Origin of the sequence: Deinococcus metallilatus (genome assembly GCF_004758605.1) — a bacterium.
GTDB classification, from domain to species: domain Bacteria; phylum Deinococcota; class Deinococci; order Deinococcales; family Deinococcaceae; genus Deinococcus; species Deinococcus metallilatus.
In genome coordinates this window covers 198,654-215,582 of sequence record NZ_CP038511.1, presented here as the reverse complement: position 1 = coordinate 215,582, position 16,929 = coordinate 198,654, and the positions used below count along the sequence as shown (strand labels likewise).

Annotated in this window: 15 protein-coding genes and 1 pseudogene; 9 read left to right on the top strand and 7 right to left on the bottom strand. The window is 70.9% G+C overall.

Translation table 11 applies throughout. From position 1 onward, the window contains the following. The first annotated feature begins 86 nt into the window (after positions 1-86). Entirely contained in the window at positions 87-2,477 is a 2,391-nt protein-coding gene (locus E5F05_RS04910) for a phosphoketolase family protein (RefSeq protein WP_103127986.1), read from the top strand. 72 nt (positions 2,478-2,549) lie between these two features. On the opposite strand, the gene E5F05_RS04905 is transcribed toward E5F05_RS04910, so the two are convergent. From E5F05_RS04905 to E5F05_RS04880, 5 genes are all read right to left on the bottom strand, one after another. Next, entirely contained in the window at positions 2,550-3,827 is a 1,278-nt protein-coding gene (locus tag E5F05_RS04905) for a multicopper oxidase family protein (RefSeq protein WP_103127985.1), read from the bottom strand. After that, positions 3,824-4,597, bottom strand: coding sequence for a DUF4396 domain-containing protein (locus E5F05_RS04900; RefSeq protein ID WP_235610222.1), 774 nt, complete (start codon positions 4,595-4,597; stop codon positions 3,824-3,826). Before E5F05_RS04900 ends, E5F05_RS04905 begins: the two co-directional genes overlap by 4 nt. An 83-nt stretch (positions 4,598-4,680) precedes the next feature. Then, complete coding sequence (locus E5F05_RS04895; protein ID WP_235610220.1) at positions 4,681-5,022, bottom strand: Rieske (2Fe-2S) protein; 342 nt, start codon at positions 5,020-5,022, stop codon at positions 4,681-4,683. Between the two features lie 95 nt (positions 5,023-5,117). Then, positions 5,118-6,239 (bottom strand): type II glyceraldehyde-3-phosphate dehydrogenase, encoded by a 1,122-nt coding sequence (locus tag E5F05_RS04890; protein WP_129117596.1) that lies wholly within the window; start codon positions 6,237-6,239, stop codon positions 5,118-5,120. Positions 6,240-7,415: 1,176 nt separating this feature from the next. Continuing rightward, positions 7,416-8,480 carry a YVTN family beta-propeller repeat protein gene (locus E5F05_RS04880; protein WP_103128283.1) on the bottom strand — a complete coding sequence of 355 codons (1,065 nt, stop codon included), beginning with the start codon at positions 8,478-8,480 and terminating at the stop codon, positions 7,416-7,418. A 392-nt stretch (positions 8,481-8,872) separates the two neighbouring features. Between E5F05_RS04880 and E5F05_RS04875 the strand changes: the two genes are divergently transcribed. The 5 genes from E5F05_RS04875 to E5F05_RS21985 all read left to right on the top strand — a co-directional run bounded on the left by E5F05_RS04875 (position 8,873) and on the right by E5F05_RS21985 (position 12,137). After that, the gene (locus tag E5F05_RS04875; RefSeq protein WP_103128282.1) at positions 8,873-10,243 is read left to right on the top strand and encodes a phenylacetate--CoA ligase family protein; all 1,371 of its coding nucleotides are present in this window, start codon (positions 8,873-8,875) and stop codon (positions 10,241-10,243) included. Positions 10,244-10,433: 190 nt separating this feature from the next. Further along, a complete protein-coding gene (locus E5F05_RS04870; RefSeq protein WP_103128281.1) occupies positions 10,434-11,294 on the top strand; it encodes a sialidase family protein in 861 nt (286 codons plus the stop codon). Next, complete coding sequence (locus E5F05_RS21570; RefSeq protein WP_244944487.1) at positions 11,291-11,722, top strand: hypothetical protein; 432 nt, start codon at positions 11,291-11,293, stop codon at positions 11,720-11,722. Before E5F05_RS04870 ends, E5F05_RS21570 begins: the two co-directional genes overlap by 4 nt. Next, complete coding sequence (locus tag E5F05_RS22075) at positions 11,614-11,904, top strand: hypothetical protein (protein WP_425322069.1); 291 nt, start codon at positions 11,614-11,616, stop codon at positions 11,902-11,904. Before E5F05_RS21570 ends, E5F05_RS22075 begins: the two co-directional genes overlap by 109 nt. A 62-nt stretch (positions 11,905-11,966) precedes the next feature. Continuing rightward, positions 11,967-12,137 carry a hypothetical protein gene (locus E5F05_RS21985; protein ID WP_186805503.1) on the top strand — a complete coding sequence of 57 codons (171 nt, stop codon included), beginning with the start codon at positions 11,967-11,969 and terminating at the stop codon, positions 12,135-12,137. 274 nt (positions 12,138-12,411) lie between these two features. Here E5F05_RS21985 and E5F05_RS04855 read toward each other — a convergent pair whose 3' ends face one another. After that, positions 12,412-12,696 carry a hypothetical protein gene (locus E5F05_RS04855; RefSeq protein WP_103128279.1) on the bottom strand — a complete coding sequence of 95 codons (285 nt, stop codon included), beginning with the start codon at positions 12,694-12,696 and terminating at the stop codon, positions 12,412-12,414. Positions 12,697-13,159: 463 nt separating this feature from the next. Here E5F05_RS04855 and E5F05_RS04850 point away from each other — a divergent pair, with 463 nt between their 5' ends. Together E5F05_RS04850 and E5F05_RS04845 are read left to right on the top strand one after the other, a co-directional pair. After that, positions 13,160-13,714: a thioredoxin-like domain-containing protein gene (locus E5F05_RS04850; RefSeq protein WP_103128278.1), complete on the top strand. Its 555-nt coding sequence runs from the start codon at positions 13,160-13,162 to the stop codon at positions 13,712-13,714. After that, positions 13,689-14,246: a TlpA family protein disulfide reductase gene (locus tag E5F05_RS04845; RefSeq protein ID WP_235610258.1), complete on the top strand. Its 558-nt coding sequence runs from the start codon at positions 13,689-13,691 to the stop codon at positions 14,244-14,246. Before E5F05_RS04850 ends, E5F05_RS04845 begins: the two co-directional genes overlap by 26 nt. 218 nt (positions 14,247-14,464) lie before the next feature. Here E5F05_RS04845 and E5F05_RS22070 read toward each other — a convergent pair. Then, positions 14,465-14,554: pseudogene (locus tag E5F05_RS22070) on the bottom strand (DUF2171 domain-containing protein); the annotation flags it as partial. Between the two features lie 158 nt (positions 14,555-14,712). On the opposite strand from E5F05_RS22070, the gene E5F05_RS04835 reads away from it, so the two are divergent. Next, positions 14,713-16,929 (top strand): heavy metal translocating P-type ATPase, encoded by a 2,217-nt coding sequence (locus E5F05_RS04835; RefSeq protein WP_129117594.1) that lies wholly within the window; start codon positions 14,713-14,715, stop codon positions 16,927-16,929.

Here is a 16,929-nt window from a genome sequence, read left to right as displayed (position 1 = left end):
CGCTGACCCTGGTCGCGCCAGTCCTGCTGTCCCCGGGATCAGCCTTGCCGGTCCCACCTGCCCGCTTTCCCACGCCGGAGGCCCCCATGACTCCCCGACCTGCCCTTTCCGCCACCCCGCCTGGCCCGTCGCCCCTGTCCCCCGAGGAACTGCGCCTGCTCGACGCGTACTGGCGCGCCGCGAACTACCTGTCGGTGGGCCAGATCTACCTGCTGGACAACCCGCTGCTGCGGGAACCCCTCAGCCTGGACCACGTCAAGCCCCGGCTCCTGGGCCACTGGGGCACCACACCCGGGCTGAACTTCATCTACGCCCACCTCAACCGGCTGATCCGGGCGCATGACTTGAGCGTGCTGTACGTCGCCGGTCCCGGGCACGGCGGCCCCGGCCTGGTGGCGAACACCTACCTGGAAGGCACCTACAGTGAGGTCTACCCGGAAGTGGGGCAGAACGAGGCGGGCCTGCGGCGGCTGTTCAAGCAGTTCTCCTTCCCCGGCGGTATTCCCAGCCACGTGGCCCCCGAGACGCCCGGCTCCATCCACGAGGGGGGCGAACTGGGTTACAGCCTCGCGCACGCGTATGGGGCCGCCTTCGACCACCCGGGGCTCCTCGTCGCCTGCGTGGTCGGCGACGGCGAGGCGGAGACGGGCGCCCTGGCGGCGAGCTGGCACGCCAACAAGTTCCTGAACCCGGCGCGGGACGGGGCGGTGCTGCCCATCCTGCACCTCAACGGGTACAAGATCGCCAATCCCACCGTGCTGGGCCGCCTGGACGGGGCGGAGCTGGAGGCGCTGCTCACGGGGTATGGGCACCGGCCCTACCTGGTGGAGGGCGACGATCCGGCCGAGATGCACGGCAAGATGGCCGCCACGCTGGAACAGGTCTGGGCCGACATCACGGCGATCCAGCGCGCGGCGCGGGAAGAGGGCGCGACCTCGCGGCCCCACTGGCCGCTGATCGTGCTGCGGAGTCCCAAGGGCTGGACCGGGCCGCGGGAGGTGGACGGCCTCCCCGTGGAGGGAACCTGGCGTTCCCACCAGGTGCCGCTCGCGGGGCTGTTCGAGTCTCCCGATCACCTGCGCGCCCTGGAGGCGTGGCTCCGCAGCTACCGTCCGGAGGAGCTCTTCGACGACAGCGGGCGGCTGCGGCCGGAACTCACGGCCCTCGCGCCACGGGGAACGCGGCGGATGGGGGCCAATCCGGTGGCGAACGGGGGACTGCTGCTGCGGCCCCTGGAGCTGCCCGATTTCCGCCTGTACGCCGTCCCCGTGCCCCGGCCCGGCGGGGTAACCGCCGAGGCGACCCGCGTGCTCGGCACCTTCCTGAGGGACGTGATGGCGAAGAACCCGGTGAACTTCCGGCTGTTCGGGCCGGACGAGACGGCCTCGAACCGTCTGGACGCCGTGTACGGGGCCACCACGAAGACGTGGCTGGGGCCAGTCCTCCCGACCGACGAGCACCTGTCCCCGGACGGGCGGGTCATGGAACTGCTGAGCGAGCAGGTGCTCCAGGGCTGGCTGGAGGGCTACCTGCTGACCGGACGGCACGGGCTGTTCTCGTGCTACGAGGCGTTCATCCACATCGTGGACTCGATGTTCAACCAGCACGCCAAGTGGCTGAAGACCACCAACGACCTCCCCTGGCGTCGACCGATCGCGAGCCTGAACTACCTGCTTACCTCGCACGTGTGGCGGCAGGACCACAACGGCTTCTCGCACCAGGACCCCGGCTTCATCGACCACGTGGTGAACAAGAAGGCGGACGTGGTGCGGGTGTACCTGCCGCCCGACGCGAACACGCTGCTCTCGGTGGCCGACCACTGCCTGCGCAGCCGCCAGTACGTGAACGTGATCGTGGCCGGGAAACAGCCCGCTCCCCAGTGGCTGGGCATGGACGAGGCCGCGCGCCACTGCGCGGCGGGCGTGGGCATCTGGTCCTGGGCGAGCACCGACGCGGGGGCGGAGCCCGACGTGGTGATGGCCTGCGCGGGGGACGTGCCCACCCTGGAGACGCTCGCGGCGGTGGACCTGCTGCGGGAGGCCTTCCCGGACCTGAAGATCCGGGTGGTGAACGTGGTGGACCTGATGACGCTGCAACCCCACGAGGAGCACCCCCACGGCCTCACCCACCAGGAGTTCGACCGCCTCTTCACCACCGACCGCCCCATCATCTTCGCGTATCACGGCTACCCCTGGTTGATCCACCGCCTCACCTACCGCCGCACGAACCACCCCAACCTGCATGTGCGCGGCTACAAGGAGGAGGGGACGACGACCACGCCCTTCGACATGACGGTGCTGAACGACCTCGACCGCTTCCACCTCGCCCTGGACGTGGTGAACCGGGTGCCGCGCCTGCGAGAGGTGGGGGCGCATTTCGGGCAGCGGATGCGCGACCGCCTCGCCGAGCACCACGCGTACATCCGGGAACACGGCGATGACCTGCCCGAGGTAAAGAACTGGACCTGGCGCGGCTGAGGCACCACCGGCTGCCGGGACCGCGGGGGGGTGACGCGGTCCCGGTGAACTTTCCCCGGGCTTCCCGGCCGTTCAGCTCACGACGATGGCCATCGTGAGGCCGCCACCCCCCTGGACCTCCACGTTGTCATTGGTGAGGTGGTGGGGGATGTGGCAGTGAATCAGCCAGGTGCCCTTCTCGCGCGCCGTCCAGATCACGTCGTAGCGTTGCCCCGGCCCGACGTTGATGGTGTCGGCCCGGAAGCGGGCCGAGGGGGCCAGGGTCTCGCCGTCGCGGGCCACGACCTCGAATGGCCCGCCGTGGACATGCATGGGGTGGATGAAGTTGTTGTTGCTGCCAATAAAGCGCAGCCTCACCGTCTGGCCGATCTTCATCCGGATGGTGTCGGTGGCGGGATAGGCCTTGCCGTTGATGGTGAAGAAGTTCGGCAGCAGGCCCTCCATGAGCATGGCGGGAAAGGTGTAGCCGTCCTTGAAGGTCCACTCCTGCAACTGCAGGGTGTATTCGGCGTCTGCCCGCGGCTCGCCCGCCCGGTCCCTGGGATCAACGATCAGCGCCCCGTAGAGCCCCAGGCCCTCCTGGCGATCCACCGCGGTGTGTGAGTGGTAGAAGTAGGTCCCGACCTGCCTCACCGTGAACTCGTAGGTGAAGCTCCCGCCCGGGGGAATGGGCGGCTGGGTGACGTCCGCCGCACCGTCCATCGCATTGGGCACCACCAGGCCGTGCCAGTGGAGGGTGGTGGGCTCGGGCAGGGTGTTCTTCACGATGATGCGGACACGGTCTCCCTCGGTGAGGCGCAGGCGCGGCCCCGGGACCTGCCGGTTCACGGCGTAGGCCGCGACCTGCGTTCCGGGCAGGATGTTCCAGCGGATCAGCGAGGTTTCGAGCTGAAACACCTTCACGCCGTTCTCGACCCGGGGCGTGAGCGGCTGATCGCCACGCGCGTTCGGGGGGGCGGTGGAGCTGACCTTGCCCAGGTCCACGGCCGCCATGTCGGCCATCGCCTCCATCGGCGTGCTGGCGGTCATGATCATGCCGGGCGGCATCACCAGGCTGCCCATCTTGGTCGGCGTCTGGACGGGCGTGTCGGGAAGCTGCGACACCGGCGTGGCCTGGCCGCTTCCTCCCACGGTCATGCCGGGCATCGTCCCATTCTGCATGGCGCTGGCCCTCATGCCGAGGTCGCCATACCGGGCCGAGAGCAGCACGCCTCCCGCCAGGGCGAGCAGCGTCAGGACGGTGACGGCAGTCATCTGCGGCCTGCCGACCCGGGGCGGGCTCCCCATGTCCTCCATGCCCACCGGGCCGGATGGCCCCACGCTGCGGTCACTGCCGTTGCGGTCGTTCATGATTCCATTCCTTTCATGCTGGGGCTGGCGGGAGGCACGGGGGCCAGGGGCCGTTCCGCACGGGCGGCAGCGAGGTGACGCTCGGCCGTCAGGCTGTGGCCGCCCCGCCCGAGGGCCAGGACGGTCCCCATCCCTTCCTTGGAACGGACGCTCACCAGCCAGACGTTGATGGGATAGGCGAAGGCCAGCCCCACGACCGCCGCAAGCGACATCACGCCCCAGAAACGCAGCGAGGTAGGTTCCATCGCGGCCATGTCCCGGCTCATCAGCAGGACCATCACCGGTGCCATGCCTGCCATCATCACGTTCATCGACAGGAACTCGGGCAGCAGGCTGCGGCGCAGCGCCGCCAGGTACGAGCCGCCCAGCATGTTCCGCATGAACAGCGCCTGGAAGATCAGCAGGCTGAACAGAAAGCCGAAGACGTACTCCGCCAGCAGGTCGAACCCCATCGGCCACCCCAGCAGCCCGGTGACAGCGGCGGCCAGGATGATGCCGGTGGCGTCCCCCGCCAGGCAGTGGATGGCGGACCCCAGGCCCTGCTTCCACAGGGGACGGATGAACTCCGGGTGCTGCCCGGCGACAGGGGCCTGACAGGACAGCACGTACAGCGCCGCGCCGACCGGTCCGGTGTACGCCGTGACAAACACCCACCCCCACTTCATGACCTTCATCTCGGGATTGTTGGCAAAGGCGTCCCAGGCCACGTACAGCGTGGTGAGGGCGGCCAGGACGAACCAGACCCGCAACACGGTGTCGAGGTCAACCACGGCGAATGCCCCTTCCCGGGAGGGCTCCCGGCCCCCCGTTGACAGCGTTCCCGCCGTCCCGCAAGCGGACCGGCACCTGGCCGTTACAGCGGTGAGACATAGACTTCCTCCCCCTCGACCTCAGCGCGAAAGAGCCGCACGGGCTTCACGGCGGGCAGCCGCAGGGCCCGGCCGGTCTCGAGATCGAATCTTGCCCCGTGCTTGGGGCAGGTGATCGCGCCGTCCTCCACCGGGCCACCCTCCAGCGGAAAGTTCTGGTGGGTGCAGAGATTGCGCAGTGCGTAGAACCTGCCCTGATCCCGGATGACGAGGACGTTCTGGTCCCCCACCCGGACGCTGGTCTGGCTACCCTCGGGCAGGTCGGCGACCCGACCGACCCGGACACGCTCCCCCGTCCGGCTCGCCCCTGAACCTGGTGCGTTCACGCCGCCCCCGGCGAGCGCACCCGTCCGGGGAGCACGGTGGTCAGGGGCTCGCTGGCAGTCCGCACGCTTTCCCTCTGCCATGACCTGTCCATGGGTCACCGGGGGGCCGTCGGCTCTTCGGCCCCCTTGGAACCGGCAGGCGTTCCTTGACCCGGCGTCACCCGTGGTGGCCGGGAGGAGGGCAGAAAGTGGCGGGTGATGCCCAGGCTGGCGTCCGTTTTCGCGATGGACCGCGCCGCGTCCGGCTCGGTGCCGCTGAGCGCCCGGATGCAGTCCACGTTCTCGGGAATCACGATGGCCTCGTTGTGCACCTGGAAAGTGAGGTACACTTCGCGCCCGTCGCTGGCCAGGGCGTCCTCCCAGACCGCCACTTCCCACATGTCGCCGCGGGGGCGCCGGAGGTCGCGCATCAACTCCATCACGCTGTTGAGCGCCTCCAGGCCATCCGCCGCGCGCACCAGGGCCACGCGCGGCGTTTCCAGCAGAATCGCGCGCAACTCTTCCACGTCCACGGGGCGCGTCGTCTCGATCATCGCGAAGTGCAGGTGGCTGAGGTTGTAGGGGCCCGCCCCGGCCAGGGTGGTGATGTCGAGCCCCGGGATCACCGTCTGGGCGTCCGGTCCCTGATGGCTGGGCACCTTCGTTTCCGGGGTGGCCGTGTTGATCATGCCGTTCCGGTGCGACTCCCACGGGTCGGTCGCCCGCCGCATCAGCACGGCCCGCACGCGTCTGGCCAGGCCACGCCCGTGCAGCGCGTGGCTGATCCGGCTGAGGGCGGTGGTATTGCAGGACACCACCCGCGCGGAGTCGCGGTTCAGTGCCCCCTCGTAATTCACCTGCGCCACGAACGAGTACCCCGCCAGTTCGTGCTTCTCCCCCCCCTGCCAAATTGGCTTGACGCCCGCCGCCTGGTACGCGGCCTGGTTGGCGGCCGCGACCCTCTTGGGGGCGCAGTCCACCACCACGTCCACCTGCGCCAGCAGGTCCTGGAGCGTTCCGGCCACCGGCACCCCGGCGGCCTGCAACTCGCCCGACCTTTCCGGGAGGCTGGCGTACACTGGGTACCCGCGCTCGACCGCGACACGGATGCGGTAGTCCGGCACCACATCCGCCACGCCCACAAGTTCCATGTCGTCCTGCGCGCTCACCGCGTCCGCGACGCGCTTGCCGATGACACCGTAGCCGTTGACGGCCACCCGCACCTTGGCTGATTTCATGCGGTCCTCTCCTTCCAGAACGTCAGAGGCGGAGTGCCCCTCGGGACCCAGCCTAGGCCGCCGGACCAAGCGGGCCCTGTCGAGTGGCTGAAGCTGCGCTGAGCCCCTTCCCCGGCCTGGTGGTCCGGGACCCGTCCCGCGAGGACTTGTCGGGGCTCCCGCGGCGCGTCGAGCAGGAGGGCCACAGCTTCACCCTCTCTAGACCCCGGAGCGGGCGAGACCCCGGAGCGGGCGCACCAGTGCTCGTCGACGCTCACGAGGCGGCCGGGCTCGCCCCCCACGGCGCCGAGCCCATGCCTGCCCTCCCGCTCATCCCCAAGCCCAGCGCCTCCCGCCATACGGGACGTCCGGCAGCCGCACGCCCCGGCCTGAGCCGCGGTCCCCACCTGGCAAGTGAGCACCTCGACGGGCACGCCGTCCGACAGCAAGATTCGCGGGGCGCTGGACACCTCGCGCATGCAGTCCTCGTCCTGCACGAAGCGCGGGTCGGCGGGAAACTCCACCCTGAGCACGTCCACGCCCAGCGCGGGAAGGTCCTGGGCGCCGCGGACCACCTGTTCGGCCTGACGTCGGGCAAACACCCGCCGGGTCCTCGTCTCGCGGTGCGCCGGGGGAGGCGACGGGCTCGACCAGGGCGGGCAGGTCCTCCTCCCGGCAGGCGGCGATGAGCGCGGCCGTCACCTCCCGCTGACGCGCTGCGGCGTTCTCCCGGGCCGGGTGGTAATACACCAGCAGCTTGGCGGCGTCCGCGCCCATCCGGCGGATCGGCTGCCCCCTCCAACCCGGGTGGAACGTGGTGAGCCGCGCCCCGTGGTCGTCGTTGTACCCGGTGGCCTCCGTGCCGACCCGTAGGCCCGTGTTCCCCGGCAGCGCTTCCACCGCGATGCCCTGCGCCGCCCCATACGGACACCGGGGCCAGGGCGCGGGTGAGGTCCAGCTTGTACCCAGTGAGGCGCGCGGCATCCCCGGATTCCGGGTGACGGGGGCCCATCATGCGCTGGATAGATCCGCGGTGATCGAGGGCCCTCATCACCAACAGCCCTTCCCGGGTTGCGAGGCGTTGCAGGCCGCGCAGTTTCCCGATCGTGAGGGGCGTCATGGCTGCTCCTGGGGTGTGCAGGGGTCCGGGATGCGGACGAAGAGGCGGCTGGCTCCACCGGTGGGTGGGGCGCCCTCTCAGTGGTGGCTCTCGTGTTCCCCGCCGGTGCTCGGCTCCACCTGGCGCAGACCCAGGTCACGGACGCCCCCCGGGGCTGGCGCGAGGGGCGAGACGCTCACCCCGTTCGGCCCCTTCCCGGTCGGCACCCGGGCAACCGTGCGGCGCGTGGCTAGGTCCACGACCGCGAGGGTGTTCGCGTAGGTGTTGGTGACGTACGCGAAGCGCCCGGTGGGGTCCACCGTCACGCCGTGGGCGCCCGCGCCGGTCGCGATGTCCGCCACCACGCTGAACTTCGCGGCGTCAATGACCGACAGGGTCTGGCCGGGGCGCTCCGGGGTGCCCTGGTTGGCCGCCAGGACGAAGCGGTTGTCCGGCGTCACGGTGAGCTGGATCGGCCCGGGACCCACCCGCACCTTTCCGAGAACCTTCCGGGTGGCGACGTCGATCCTGGCCACCGCATTCTCGTCGCGGAGCGTCACGTACGCCACCTTGCCGTTCGGGGCGAACGCCACCTGTGCCGGGGCCTGGCCCACCGGGACCTCCGCGACCGTGCGGGACGCCCGGGCGTCGATCCAGCTCACACTGTTCCCGCCGGTGTTCGCCACCAGGACCCACCGGCCGTCCGGGCTGGGGCGCAGTCCGTGCGGGTGCGCGCCCACCTTCACGGTCGCCAGAGGCTGAAGCGCGGCCGCGTCGATAATGGTGACAGTGCCGTCCTCACCATTTGTGACGTAGGCGCGCTTCCCGTCAGGGCTGACGATGACGTGGGCGGGGGACGTCCCGGTCGGAACGCTGCCCAGCAGCCGGTAACTGGCCGCGTCAATCTTGACCGCCCGCGCCTGCTCGCCGAGCACGGCCCAAACGCTCTTGCCACCTGGGGCGAGCTGAACGTTGTGCGGGGAGGGCACCCCAGTCAGGGTGGCCTGGACACGCCGGGTGGCGGCGTCGATCACCGTCAGGCTCCCGGTCGTCTCATCCGCGACCCAGACACTTCCGCGCACGTCCGGCGCCCCTCCTCCGCCCAGGGTGGTCGCGGCGGACACGCCCAGGAATAACCCCAGCAGCGGAACAACTTGCAGCATACGTGTAGACATTGCATCCTCCGGGTGGCCGGGCGCGGCCTGGAAGCCATCCAGACACTGCGGACTGGCCGTGCCGTGCTTGGCCCGAGGTCATGCTAGGGCGGACATGTAAAGCTTGTGCAAAGCGGCACATGGTGGTGTCCTGGGCTTTCCTTCCATCGCGGTCGGGGCGGAAACTGACCACGCGTGCCCGCGCCAACGGGCAGCGGGTTCGCCGGTCCCGGCGCTTCCACGGGTGGTTGGCACCTCTGCCCGTCCGGCCCGGAACCCGCGGTAACGGCCCGGTAACCCAGGAACACCAAGCTGGGGCGGGAGGTGCACCAGATGAGGAGACGCGGCCGGCAGAGGCGTGGGAGGCACCTGCAGCAGACCCGGCGGCGCGGGGCGACGGGATGAATGCCCGGCTGCTGGCAGAGGTGCTGCTCAAGCGGCGAACCCTGCGAACCCATGACGCCTGGAGCCGCCAGCAACTGGAACGCCATCAGGAGCGGGCGCTCGCCACGCTGCGGCGTTTCGCGCTCGCCCGTTCGCCGTTCTACCGGCGCTTCCACCAGGGGCTCGAAGACCGGCCGCTGCATGAATTGCCGGTTCTCACCAAGAGCGAGCTGATGAGCCGGTACGACGAGCTGGTCACCGACCGCGCCGTGCACCTGGAAGACGTCCGCGCCCACCTGGCTGCCCCAGGCGGCGGGAAGCCGTTCCTGGGGCGGTACCAGGTGAATGCGACGGCGGGCAGCACCGGGCACCCCGGACTGTTCCTGTTCAACCGGGAGGAGTGGTCCTGGGTGCTCGCCTCCTATGCCCGGATGTACGCCTGGAGCGGCATCCGGGCGGATCTCACGCATCATCCCCGCCTCGCGGTGGTCAGCACCACCCACCCCTGGCACCAGTCCGCCAGCGTGGGCGCGAGCGTTCAAAGTCCCCTGGTCCCCACCCTGCGCCTTGACGCAGACCAGCCCCTGCCCGAACTCGTCGCGGCGCTGAATGCCTGGCAGCCCGAGGGGCTGGTGGCCTATGCCGGGACCGCCCACCAGCTCGCCGGGGCCCAACTGTCGGGTGAATTGCACATCCGCCCCAGGGCCGTCCTCACGGCGTCGGAGGTGCTAACCGGTGAGGCGCGGCGCCGCATCACCAGCGCGTGGGGCAAGCGCCCCTTCAACGAGTACGGCGCGACCGAGACGGCCGGGATCGCCGGGGAGTGCGCGCATCACGACGGGCTCCACCTGTACGAGGATCTCCTCGTGATCGAGGTGGTCGATGCGCACCACCGGCCCGTGCCCCCGGGCGAGACGGGCGAGCGGCTGCTCGTCTCAGTGCTGTTCAGCCGCACGTTGCCCCTGATCCGGTATGAACTGACAGACCGGGTCCGCCTCGACACGGGCAGGTGTGCCTGCGGCATGCCGTACCGGCGCCTCACGGCCATCGAGGGCCGGGCGGAAGAGGTCCTGCGCTTGCCCGGCGCCAGGGGGACCGTCGTGACGGTCCACCCCAATGTCTTCCACGATCTGATGGATGCCGTGCCGGTCAGCCAGTGGCAGGTCGTGCTCACCGGATCGGCCGTTCGGGTGCGGGTCACCGGCCCCGGGGCCACCTTGACCCCGGGGAGCGTCGAGGCGAACGTGGCCGCCGCCCTGGAGAGGCGGGGGGTGATCTCCCCGGACGTACGCGTGGAGGTGGTGGAGCAACTTTCCCGGACCGCGCTGGGCAAGACGCCGCTGATCCGGGTGGAGTCCGCAGAGCCGCCCGGGAGGGCGGACCGCTGAACCGGAACCAGCAGGGGCGGGGCCCCGTCCTCCGGCTTTTTCCCGGGCTTTACCGAAGTTGAACAGAGCTTCTGTAGGGTGAGGTCCGTGCAATGTCTGGGAATGTGCCCGAACTGGAGAGTCGCCCTGTGCCCGGCGGTGTTTTCCGTTCCCCCCGCGCCTGCTCGGGGGATGGCCGGGACGGCGTGACATGACGGCGAACACCCGTCACGCCCCCCGCACCGGGCGCCGCGCGGCGTTGCCCCTGGCCCTGCTGGTCGCGGCCGGGCTGGGCGGCGCGCTGTGGTGGCAGACGCAGGGTGCTGGGGTTCGGGCCGCAGGGCGGCTGAGCGGCGACTTCCACGCCCTGCGGGTCCTCCCGGATGGCCGCCTGCTGTACGGGCAGCATGCGGGCGTCTCGGTCAGCACGGACGGGGGCCGGACCTGGGGCGCCGCCGACGGTGCCGGAGACGCCATGGCGCTCGCCCCGGCGGCGGGCGGCACCCTGGTCATGGCCGGGCATGACGTGCTGAAGGTCAGCCGGGACGGCGGGACGACCTGGCAGGACGCGGGGTTCGGAACCCTCCCGGGCACGGACATTCACGGCTTCGTGGCCCTGCCGGGTCGACCCGGCGTGTGGTACGCGAACATCGCCGGAAGGGGCCTCTACCGCACGGAGAACGGGCAGGACTGGCGCTTCGTGTCCCCGGAGACGGCGGGCGTGATGGCGCTCGCGGCAGGTCCGGGGGAGACCCCGCGGCTCTATGCCCTGAGCATGGGTGAGGGGCTGATCGTCTCGGACGACGGCACGACCTGGCAACGGGCCGGGGACGCGCCGCAGGCGGCGGGTTTGGGCCTGGACGTTCACCCGGTGAGCGGCAATGTGTACCTCGCCGGTCCGGCTGGCGTGGCCCGCTCGGAGGACCGGGGCGCGAGCTGGATGAACCTGGGGCTGCCCGAGGGCGCCCTGCTGGTCACCGCCGACCCGCGGGACGAGACGAGGCTGTACGCCGCGGGTGAGAGCGGCCTCCTGTACCGCTCGGTGGACGGGGGGAAGACTTGGAGCCAGTGAGGTCGCGCTGGTGGCTCGCCGCGGCGGGCACCCTCGTCGCCGCGCTCTTCCTCGCGTGGCCGACCATCTCCCCGGTCCTGCGGGAGGCCGCCCTCGACCTGTATCGCCGCAGCGGCACCCTGAACGCCGCCCTGGCGGGTCCCGTCACCGCCCTGCGCCTCCAGGCAGGCGCCTCGCTGCTCACGCCGTTCCTGCTGGGGCTGCTGGCCGCCACCGCGCCCTGCCAGCTCTCGACCGGCGCGGCGACCCTCGCCTACGTCGCGCGGGACGGCCACGCGGGGGGGCCTGGCCGCGCAGCCTGGCCTTCATGGGGGCGCGCGTGCTGGTGTACCTCGCGCTGGGCGCCGTGGCCGTCTCCGCCTTCGGCGGCACCCTGGCGGCCCCCGGGAACTTCTTCACCGGCGTTCGGCGGGTGCTGGGCCCGCTGATGGTCCTGGTGGGCCTGGCGATGGTCGGCGTGCTGCGCCCCCGCGTCACCCTCGGGACGCGCCTCGCGGGGCGGCTGGAGGAACGCGCCCGGGGGGGCGCGGCACGCTGGGCGCGTTCCTCCTGGGTCTGGCCTTCAGCCTGGCGTTCTGCCCGACGCTCTTCCTGCTCTACTTCGGCCTGACCCTCCCGCTGGCGCTCACCGCGCCGCTGGGCGCGCTGTACCCGGCCGCGTTCGCGCTGGGGATGACGCTTCCCCTGCTCGTCCTGGTCGCATTCCTGCCCCGGGCGACGGCCAGCGGGCGGCCACCGTACGTCGGTGCTCTCCAGCGCGGCCACCGGCACGCCACGCCGGTGGCCGGGGCCGTGTTCGTCCTGGCCGGGCTGTACGACAGCTTTGTCTATTGGCTGCTCTGACCGCGAGCAGGTCACGCCGGGGCACAGCTGGCCTGTTCTCCCAGGTCCTTGGCCGGGTGCGTCCCGGCGTGCCTCACGTTGGGGGCCAGGAACCACCGCCCAGGTGTCCGGCCAGGGAGGGCACCGACCGGCGTGCCGCCCGGGTTCGAAGGTGGCGAGGGTCAACACCGCGAGTGGCGACGCCCACGCCCAGGTCAGGCACGAGTGGCATCTGGCCGCTGTACGCCCACCACTTCAGGGCGCGTGCCACCCCCTCACCCGGCGTCCCGGTGGTTCAGCGCGAGGGCGGCGCACGGGACCCCGGCGGCGGGGACCAGGCCCCGCTGCGAAAGGGCGGCATCTGCACCATCTCGCGGGCGCTAGTGAGAACGAAGGCCGTCCCGGAGACGAACAGGAGCGCGCGGATGAGCGCCCGGCGCAGGGGTCCGCGGCCCGCCGGGACGGGAAGCGCGGCGGGCGTCACGAGGAGGCCGAGCAGGCGGCGTTCCCGCACCTCCACCGGGAAGCCAGCCGCGCGCAGCCGCTCGGGAGTGCGCCGGTTCGGATGCCAGCCGACCACGTGATCGAAGACATCAGGTCGGCCGCCCGGCCCAGCCGGGGGTGAGGGGGCGGACAAGCGCCAGCAGCCGTCCGCCCGGCCGCAGCTCCGCGAAGAGCCGCGCCGAGTCGGGAACGGCAGGGCCTTGGGGCGCGCTTTGCGGAGCGTCCCACCGCTGAGGTCGGGGCCCATGCGTGAACGTCGCACCCGTGCCCACCCCGAGGTCCAGCACGTCGCGGCACGCCCCCGCGAGGAGGCGCGACCGCAACAGCATTGGGCGGCGACCCGGTCGTATAGCGGCTAAACACGGTCGGCATGGGCCACGGGTGATCCTCCACCAAAGGCCAGGGGAGAGGCTTTCCCCGGCCGCCTTGGTCGCACACTCCTGTTCAGCTTTGATCCAGCGCCGCGTCCGACGCGCCCATAGCCAGAGCCACGCTCCGCCTTTTACAGAAGTTGAACATGGGCCGCGTAGCCTGGAGCTATGACCAACACGAACAGGATGTCCGGTGGGAAGGTCTCCCCGGCACGGCCGGGGGGCCGCCCCTGGCCCGCCGTGCTGGCGGGGGGGTTCGCCCTGCTGCTGGTGGGGGGTGCCTGGTGGGCCCGTTCCGGCGGCGCCCCGGGGGAGCTGGGGCAGACGTTTCCCAACCAGGGCCAGGAGCACATCGCCGCGGGGGCCGAGCACCCGGCCTACAACTCCTTCCCGGCGACGAGCGGCTGGCATGTCGAGCAGCCGCAGCCCTGGGGCACCTTCGTGTACGAGGTTGCGCCCGAGGCCCTCGTGCACAACCTGGAGCACGGCGGTATCGTGATCCAGTACCATCCGTCGCTGCTGAAGGGGGACATTGGGGTACTGGAGGCGATTCAGAAGCGCTATCCGAACAAGACGGTCGTCGCCCCGAACGCACGGTTGAAGGTCCCGCTGGCCCTGACCGCCTGGCGGCGGCTGTACACCCTCGACACGCTGGACGAGGCCAGGATCGTGGACTTCATCGAACGGTACAAGAACCGTGCGCCAGAGCGTCTCCCCGACTGAGTCCCGGCCGCCCGCGCGGCCGCTGGGGCGCTGGCTGCCGCCGGTGCTCGCGGCCCTGCTGGTGGCGGTGCTGGCGGCGGCCCTGCTGCGCCCCAGCGGCGCGCCCCCGTCCCCTCTGATCGGGAAATCGGCCCCGGACTTCACACTGACCACGCTGGACGGCCAGACCTTCCGGCTGCGCGACCACCTCGGCGGCCCGGTGATCGTGAACTTCTGGGCCTCCTGGTGTATTCCCTGCCGGGAGGAGGCGCCCCTGCTGGGCGAATTCGCGCGGGCAGCGCGCAACCTCACCCTGGTCGGGGTGACCTTTCAGGACCAGCCCGACGCTGCTCAGGGCTTCGTGCGGGAGTTCGCGGTGCCGTATCCCAGCGTGGTTGACCGTCAGTCGCGCGCGGCGATCGACTATGGGGTCGCCGGAATTCCCGAGACGTACTTCATTGATGCTGGCGGAGTGGTTCGGGAAAAGCACACCGGGCCTTTCACCCGGGAGGCGCTGTGGGAGAGTGCCCGGCGGATCGGCGTGCGGTTTTGACCTCGCGCCCACCGGGCAGGGCCTTGTGAGGCGTGACCTCCATGGGCGCGGCGGGGGAAAGGGAGACGAGCAACCCTGGAGTTGCCCCCTCCCGTCACGGCTGGCTCACTGCCGGTGTTCGGGATGGGGTCCTCGCTTAGCCACTGCTGATGCACCTGCTCGTGGTTCAGGTGCACATGCTCGTCCACATGATCCACCGCGCTCAGTGGGAGCCAATGGTGCGTCCCCGAGTCATCCTTGGTCAGCTTGAGGTACTCGCCGTCCACCCGGTCCACCTCCTCATGCGGGTGCCCGTCCGCGCAAATCATCGGCATGTGCTCCTGAATCCGTGCTCCCATCGTCGTGGTCTGACCTCCCTGGGCGGCACCCTCCTCCCGGCCAACCCGGCAGGCGCGACCTTCACCCGATGGAGGAGGCTCCACGTTTTATCTCGATACCTGAGCAGACGCTCAGGTATAGTGGGGGCATGAGTGCTCCCCGCTCGAGGCTCGAATACTTCGTGGACGGCATGGACTGTGCCAGTTGTGTTCAGAAGGTCGAGCGCATGATCGCCACGCTCCCCGGCGCCGAGGAGGTCAGGACCAGCTTCAACAAGCAGACGCTCCGCCTGGACCTCGACGAGACGCAGACAGAGCGCGCCACCCTGGAGCGCAACCTCCAGGCCCTCGGGTACACCCCCTCCCTGCTGAATCCGCCCACGGCTCCGATGTCGGAGGCCGCTCCCAAGGACCACGCCCACGGCGAGCACGGGCACGTCCACGAGGCCCCCACGCCCGGTCAGCCTTGGTACGCCACCGGGCAGGGCAAGCTGGTCGTGACCTCCGGCGTGCTGCTGGCGCTGGCCTGGCTGTTCGGCTTCATCGAGCCCCAGTTCGCCACCTGGGGCTTCGTCGCCGCCACCCTGCTCGGGGTCTGGCCGCTGGCGAAGAAGGCGGTCGCCAGCGCCCGCTTCGGGGACTACTTCAGCATCAACACGCTGGTGAGCCTCGCCGCCGTCGGCGCGGTCCTCATCGGGGAGGCCGCCGAGGGCGCCGTCGTCGTGTTCTTCTTCGCGGTCGGGGAGCTGCTCGAAGGCATCGCCGCCGGGCGGGCCCGCGCCGGAATTCAGGCGCTCGCCGCCCTGGTCCCCAAGACCGCCCTGCTGGTGGAAGGCCAGGGGACCCGTGAAGTGCCTGCCGATTCGCTCGCGGTGGGGCAGACCGTGCAGGTGAACCCCGGGGGCCGCGTCCCGGCCGACGGCACGATCCTGAGCGGCACCTCCAACCTGGATGACAGCCCGGTGACGGGAGAAAGCGTGCCCGTGGTCAAGAGCGCCGGGAACACGGTGTACGCGGGCAGCATCAACACCGATGGGGTGCTCACCGTGCGGGTGGACAAGGCGGCCAGCGACAACACCATCGCCCGCATCATCCACCTGGTCGAGGAGGCGGAAGGAAGTAAGGCGCCCACCGCGCGCTTCATCGACCGCTTCAGCCGGTACTACACCCCGGGCGTGGTCGCGGTGTCCGCCCTGGTGGCCCTGGTGCCCCCGCTGCTGTTCGGGGGCGTGTGGCACGAGTGGCTGTACAAGGGCATCGCTCTGCTGCTGATCGGCTGCCCCTGCGCCCTGGTCCTCAGCGTCCCCGCCGCCATCACCAGCGGGATCAGCGCCGGGACCCGCCGGGGCCTGCTGATCAAGGGCGGCGCCGCGCTGGAGAGCATCGGGAGCGTGAAGACGGTGGCGTTCGACAAGACCGGGACGCTGACCGCCGGGAAGCCGCGCGTGACCGACGTGGTGGGGCAGGACCGAAACGAGGTGCTGCGCCTGGCCGCCGCGGTCGAGTCGGGCAGCAGCCACCCGCTGGCGAAGGCCATCACCGACGCTGCCAAGGGGAGCCACCTCACCCTGCCCGCCGCCGAGAACGCCCAGGCCCTCCCCGGCAAGGCGGTCACGGCGACCGTCGAGGGCCGAACGCTGAGCGTCAGCTCGCCCCGCCACGCGGCGACCCTGACGACCCTCCCCGCCGACCTGAGCGCCACCATCGAGGCCTTCGAGAAGCAGGGGCGAACCGCCGTGGTGCTGCTGGACGGGCCGACCCCCCTCGGCGTCATCGCCATCCGCGACGAGCCGCGGCCCGACGCCCGGGAGGCCGTCGCGCAGCTCCGCGGGCTGGGCGTCCAGACCGTCATGCTCACCGGGGACAATGCCCGCACCGGGCAGGCCATCGCTTCCGACCTGGGGATGGACGTTCGGGCCGAGTTGCTGCCCGAGGACAAGCTGCGCCTGATCGCGGACCTGAAGGCGAAGGGGGGCGTGGCGATGGTGGGGGACGGCATCAATGACGCGCCCGCCCTGGCCCAGTCGGACGTGGGCATTGCGATGGGCGGCGGCACCGACGTGGCCCTGGAGACCGCCGACGCGGCCCTGCTGCGTGAGCGGGTGACCGGTGTGGCGGACCTGGTGGGGCTGTCGCGGGCGACCATGCAGAACATCAAGGTGAACATCGCTTTCGCGCTGGGCCTCAAGGCGATCTTCCTGGTCACGACCCTGCTGGGGTATACCAACCTCTGGATGGCGATTCTGGCCGACACGGGCGCGACCGCCATCGTCACCGCCAACGCCCTGCGCCTGCTGCGCTGGAAGGGGAGCGGTCCCGCCGCCCCCCGCACCGTCACCGCCGCCCCAACCCCCACCCGCGCCTGA

Coding starts and splice junctions, on each gene's coding strand:
- E5F05_RS04910 (WP_103127986.1), top strand. CDS start 87: ATGACTCCCCGACCTGCCCTTTCCGCCACCCCGCCTGGCCCGTCGCCC.
- E5F05_RS04905 (WP_103127985.1), bottom strand. CDS start 3,827: ATGAACGACCGCAACGGCAGTGACCGCAGCGTGGGGCCATCCGGCCCG.
- E5F05_RS04890 (WP_129117596.1), bottom strand. CDS start 6,239: ATGAAATCAGCCAAGGTGCGGGTGGCCGTCAACGGCTACGGTGTCATC.
- E5F05_RS04880 (WP_103128283.1), bottom strand. CDS start 8,480: ATGCTGCAAGTTGTTCCGCTGCTGGGGTTATTCCTGGGCGTGTCCGCC.
- E5F05_RS04875 (WP_103128282.1), top strand. CDS start 8,873: ATGAATGCCCGGCTGCTGGCAGAGGTGCTGCTCAAGCGGCGAACCCTG.
- E5F05_RS04870 (WP_103128281.1), top strand. CDS start 10,434: ATGACGGCGAACACCCGTCACGCCCCCCGCACCGGGCGCCGCGCGGCG.
- E5F05_RS21985 (WP_186805503.1), top strand. CDS start 11,967: ATGACGCTTCCCCTGCTCGTCCTGGTCGCATTCCTGCCCCGGGCGACG.
- E5F05_RS04850 (WP_103128278.1), top strand. CDS start 13,160: ATGACCAACACGAACAGGATGTCCGGTGGGAAGGTCTCCCCGGCACGG.
- E5F05_RS04835 (WP_129117594.1), top strand. CDS start 14,713: ATGAGTGCTCCCCGCTCGAGGCTCGAATACTTCGTGGACGGCATGGAC.